The organism is Helicobacter sp. UBA3407 (genome assembly GCF_949747025.1).
Lineage (GTDB): Bacteria > Campylobacterota > Campylobacteria > Campylobacterales > Helicobacteraceae > Helicobacter_D > Helicobacter_D ganmani.
The window spans coordinates 1-4,285 of sequence record NZ_CATKCB010000061.1 but is presented as its reverse complement, the minus strand read 5'-3'; the positions used below and the strand labels follow the sequence as shown (position 1 = coordinate 4,285).

The 4,285-nt window shown below is 37.3% G+C and carries 3 protein-coding genes and 1 pseudogene; 3 read left to right on the top strand and 1 reads right to left on the bottom strand.

Annotated features, from left to right (window positions below; all coding sequences use genetic code 11):
- Positions 1-737: pseudogene (locus tag Q1553_RS01210) on the bottom strand (capsular polysaccharide biosynthesis protein); the annotation flags it as partial.
- Between the two features lie 70 nt (positions 738-807).
- Between Q1553_RS01210 and Q1553_RS01205 the strand changes: the two are divergent.
- The 3 genes from Q1553_RS01205 to Q1553_RS01195 are packed head-to-tail and all read left to right on the top strand — an operon-like array spanning position 808 to position 3,637.
- Positions 808-1,845, top strand: coding sequence for a CDP-glycerol glycerophosphotransferase family protein (locus Q1553_RS01205; protein ID WP_115552282.1), 1,038 nt, complete (start codon positions 808-810; stop codon positions 1,843-1,845).
- 27 nt (positions 1,846-1,872) lie between these two features.
- Positions 1,873-2,598 carry an IspD/TarI family cytidylyltransferase gene (locus Q1553_RS01200; RefSeq protein ID WP_115552281.1) on the top strand — a complete coding sequence of 242 codons (726 nt, stop codon included), beginning with the start codon at positions 1,873-1,875 and terminating at the stop codon, positions 2,596-2,598.
- Between the two features lies 1 nt (position 2,599).
- Positions 2,600-3,637, top strand: a complete 1,038-nt coding sequence (locus Q1553_RS01195; protein WP_300842689.1) for an NAD(P)-dependent oxidoreductase — start codon at positions 2,600-2,602, stop codon at positions 3,635-3,637.
- The last annotated feature ends 648 nt before the right edge of the window (positions 3,638-4,285 follow it).

The window sequence follows — 4,285 nt, the reverse complement described above, 5'->3', positions numbered from 1 at the left end:
GCATAAAAAGGCATTCCAAAGCACACACACTCACAGCCTACAAGCAAAGATTCAAAACCCATTTGCGAAGTTTTTGTATAGACTTTGTCAAAACATTTCAGCAAAGAAATCGGATTAAAATCCTCTGTTATCACTTCACAAAAGGGTGGAATCTCGTGCTTAAGAATATCGGATTGCCGCTTGCCACTTAGGACATCGGGGTGAATTTTCAGATAAATTTTTGCGCCTTTATTTTCTTTGTATGCGGATTCTATCATCTCACTTGTGCTAAATTTCTCCCCATAACCATACAACAAGCTAGAATCTTGATTCGTCTGCGCAATAATCAAGATTTTTTTCTTGCTAGAATCTTTGGCAAAATAATCCTGTGGAAGCATTTTGGAACAATTATACTTGGAAATATTATACTGCACAATGCGACGCATTGCTTCCCTTGCAGTCGCAAGAAGTTTTGGGTCGGAATCAAAATCATAGGTGTTGAGTAAATTTTCTAATGTGCTAGGGCTTGTCGCGTCATAATAGATTCCAAGCTTATCCTCTACAACACTGAATCTTGGGGAATTTTCCACTCCAAGCCCGAGTGAGCGGACAAAACCATCTTCAAGCAATGTCAAATCACCACCAAAAATTTTATGACACATTACAGCAAATTTTCCTGTTTTTTTGCGTCCCCAACCCTTAAAGTTTTTTGTGGTAAAAATTTGCAAAAGATTATAAAAATAATAATTTTGAAACATTCCCTAAAGCCTAAATTTATGTATTTTATGGAATCATTCCTACAATTATAACTAAATTTCAGAGAATCCCTTGCCTTATTTGCTTTCTTTATTTTTAAAAATCTTTGTTTTTGTTTTTTCTTTTGTGAAAAAAGACGGAATCACGCTCGTTTTTTCTGATACGAGCCTTGCTTATTCTAATCTCTCTTGCATTCAAAATACACTTGATTTGCGCAAGATTCCTTATAAAGTCTGCAAAAACAATAAATCACTTTCAACACTCTTTTTGCTTTTGAAATCCAAAATCATTTTGCTAGACCAAAGCAACTTTTTTTTATCTCATCTAAAATTAAAAAGCGATAGTATTGTGATTCAACTTTGGCATGGTGGGGGCTTATACAAGAAAGTTGCGTTTGATATTTGCACCAATGCGCAAGATTTCAAAAGGGCAAAAAGGATTCACAAAAACACGCGTTTTGTCAATATTTCAGATGAAAAGCTCAAAGCAGATTATGCGCGAATGTTTAATGTCAAAGAATCCCAAATTTTAAGCTTCGGACTTCCAAGACTTGACCGATTCTTTCAAATCCATTCTACAAAAAACAAGCAAGAATTTCTGCAGAAATACCCCGCATTAAAAGGCAAAAAAATCTATCTCTATGCACCAACTTTTAGAGAATCACGCAAAAGACGTGAGGGAGAAATCCTGCTTGATGTGCCAAAAATCAACCGAACTTTTGACGACAAAGTCATCATCGTGCGAAGCCACCCAAGCCTAAAACTCGCCAATCAAGACTTTATCAATGTTAGCTATGAGCCTTTAGAATGGATTTTAAGCATCAGCGACGCGCTGATTAGCGATTATTCGTCTATTATTTTTGATTTTGCATTTTTTCATCGCCCCATTTTGCTTTATGTGCCGGATTTAGAGGATTATCTCGCTTCCAATCGCCCGCTTTATCGCACTCCAGAGGAATTAGTCGGCAGAGAAAATGTCGCTTACACACAAGAGGAATTGATTTTGGCAATGCAACAAGAAACCTCTCATTGTCTTTGGGAAGAATATATGGAATCTTGCAAAGGAGATTCCAGCGCAAAAGTAGTAGATTTTATGTTAAAATTGCTTTAATTCAAGAGAAACCATATAAGGATAAATTTGAAAAACATCGTTGTAATTTTTGCAGGTGGCACAGGACAAAGAATGAACCACAAAAGTGGAATCCCCAAACAATTCTTAACCATTGGCGGGATTCCTGTGATTATCCATACTTTAAAAATTTTTGAAAGTCATCACAAAATAGACAAAATCCTTGTTGTTTGCCTAGAATCTTATATCCCCAAACTACAAGCAGAAATCTCCAAATACCAAATCTCCAAAATTGCAGAGATAATCCCCGGTGGAGTGAGCGGGCAGGAATCTATCTTTTTGGGATTGCAATGTGCCAAAAAATACTCCAAAAATCCGCGTGATATTGTCCTAATCCACGATGGTGTCCGCCCCCTCATCACGCACGAGGAAATTACCCAAAATCTTGCTTGCGTAGAGCAACACGGCAATGCAATTAGTGCTTCAAAAACTTATGAAACTATTGCGCTTAAAGGGGAGGCAGGGGAAATCCAAACGATTTTTGATAGAGAGGAATGTATGGTGGCAAAAGCCCCACAAAGCTTTATTTTGGAGGAGATTTTAAGGATTCATCATCGCGCCAAAAAGGAAAAGCGAAGCTTCATTGATACGGCTTCTATGGCAAACTTCTATGGAATCCCATTGCATTTTGTAGAATGTTCGGTTTGTAATGTCAAACTCACCACAGCTATGGATTATTATTTGATAGAATCCATTATGAAAACACGTGATGTAGAAAACATTTTTGGAATCTAAAATGACTGCAAAACTCTTAAGAGATGGCGCATTAAGGCTCAAAGAAAACTTCGCACATTGGTTTGCCTCCCTAGAGAACCAAACACTTCTTATCAGCGGTGGAAGCGGCTTGATTGGCTCTATATTTATCAGCGTTCTTTTGCGCAATGTAAAAAACATTAAAATTTATTGCACGACAAGAAATAAAAAAAGGGCTTTGGAAAGATTCCAGACTTTGGGCATTTCAATCAATCCTCAATGCGATTCTTTAATGTTCATTGAAGATTACAAAGAATGCTTAGAAAAAATAGATTATCTCCTATGTTGCGCCTCACCTACGCAAAGTCAATATTTCGTAGATTCTCCTGTGGAAACAATAGAAACAATTTACCAGCACACGAAAGATTTGTTAGAATTAGCAAGAAAGAATCAAAGCAAAAAAATCGTTTTTTTATCCACTATGGAAGTCTATGGGGAGACAAAAGAAAAAAATGTGCGTGAGGAGGATTTGGGCGTGCTTCCTGTGCTAAACCCTAGAAACTGCTATCCTGCCGCCAAGCGATTGTGTGAGCATTTGATGATTGCTTATGCGGCGCAATATTCCTTGAATATCTGTATCTTGCGCTTAAGTCAAGTCATAGGGGCAGGAGTGAGCAAAGAAGACCAGCGCGTCTATATGGCGTTTTTGAGCCAAGCCTTAGAAAAAGGCGAAATTACCCTGCTCACAAAAGGGGAGACGAAACGCAATTATTTAGATGTTTTTGACGCTTCAAGTGGAATCTTATTGGGACTTTTGGACAAAAACACAACGGGTATTTACAATCTTGCCAATCCTAACATTTTTATCAGCATTTTGGAGCTTGCAAAGCAAATCGCAAAGGAAGTAGGCAGCAAAAAAGGCATAGAGATTCCAATTAAGCAATGCCAAAAGGCGAATCTTTCGGCTTTTCTACCTCCTTTTGAAAGAAGTTTGGATACTTCTAAGCTCCAAAATTTAGGGTGGAAGCCGCTTTTTAGCTTAGAGGAGAGCATTGGCTCTATGCTAGAAAGTTTGGAATAAAGCTTGAATTCGCAAGAAATCTCCTTGCGTTCTTGCGAGAACTTTGGTTTTCTATCATTGCGAGAATTACTTACAATTCGTAGCACTGCACAAATCCATAAGCCGAACAATCAAAAATATTTAATAGAGAGAATCTAAAAACTAAAGAAAAATGGGCTTTGAGACTAAAACCACTCCCGCTTAAAGTGGCTTTAGATTTACAAGGGATTTAAGGCTTTTATAAGCGGAGGTGGCATAAAATCAAAATGTTGAAATTATTAATGCTTATCTCTAGCTTTTCACGGCTAGAATGAGCAAGAGTATAATAACTAGAACAATTATAACTTCTGCCATATCGCCTCCTTTTTAAGAAAGCCGATACCTTAAATCCGCATATATCATACAAATTTCTTACTTCAATTCCAATAAAGTGGCTAAGATTAGATTCTTACATTTGCACGCTTTGCTTTGTTTGTAAGGACGCAATAGAATCTCATTTCCTTTTCTCCCTAAACTCTTTCTTTAACTTACGCACTTCTTGAAAAAATTGCAAATAAGCAAAGATTCGCCCCCCCCCCCCGCACAGAATTAGCAGTAATGAGTGCTTTACCTAATTTATAAGTAAAGCATTCTTTTTCTTTTAAAGCTTGTTTGTAATCTGTATAGGAT

Coding starts and splice junctions, on each gene's coding strand:
- Q1553_RS01195 (WP_300842689.1), top strand. CDS start 2,600: ATGACTGCAAAACTCTTAAGAGATGGCGCATTAAGGCTCAAAGAAAAC.